The organism is Tsukamurella sputi (assembly GCF_007858445.1).
GTDB classification, from domain to species: domain Bacteria; phylum Actinomycetota; class Actinomycetes; order Mycobacteriales; family Mycobacteriaceae; genus Tsukamurella; species Tsukamurella sputi.
Window position 1 is genome coordinate 1 of the sequence record NZ_VIGV01000088.1, and the last position, 625, is coordinate 625.

At 72.0% G+C, this 625-nt stretch carries 1 protein-coding gene; it reads left to right on the forward strand.

The window, feature by feature from the left end; all coding sequences use genetic code 11:
• Window positions 1–35: 35 nt before the first annotated feature.
• The coding region (locus FK268_RS23270) for an FAD binding domain-containing protein (protein WP_231707242.1) at window positions 36–625 on the forward strand (590 nt) is incomplete at its 3' end.

The following is a 625-nucleotide window of genomic DNA, read 5'->3' on the forward strand; positions in this document are numbered from 1 at the left end:
AGTGCGGTTACTGCACGCCCGGCTTCATCTGCAGCATGGCCGCCGAGTTCTACCGCCCCGATCGGGCGCCGTCCGGGGGCCCTGCCGGGGAGTGCGGCGACCACGACGACGAGCACGGTCCGAACGGCTTCGACCTGCACTCGCTCTCCGGGAACCTGTGCCGCTGCACCGGCTATCGACCGATCAGGGACGCGGCGTACGGCCTTCCCTCCGAACCCGCGCCCGATGATCCGCTCGCGGCCCGTCGCACCGCCGCGGCCCCCGCTGCGACCCCCACCGAGATCACCGGCCCGCAGGGCCGGTTCGTCCGGCCTGCCGGCCTGAGCGAGGTACTCGATCTCCTCGCCGGCGACGACTCCCCCGTCCTCGTCGCCGGTTCCACCGACTTCGGTGTCGACGTCAACCTCAAGGGGCGACGCGAGCCCCTCGTCGTCGCCATCGACCGCTTGCCGGAGCTGCGCGAACTGCGCTGGGCACACGACGAACTGGAGATCGGTGCGGCGCTGACGCTGTCCGAGATCGAGCGTCGCCTCGACGGCCGCGTGCCGCTCCTCGCCCAGCTCTTCCCGCAGTTCGCCTCCCGCCTGATCCGCAACGCCGCGACACTGGGCGGCAACCTGGGAAC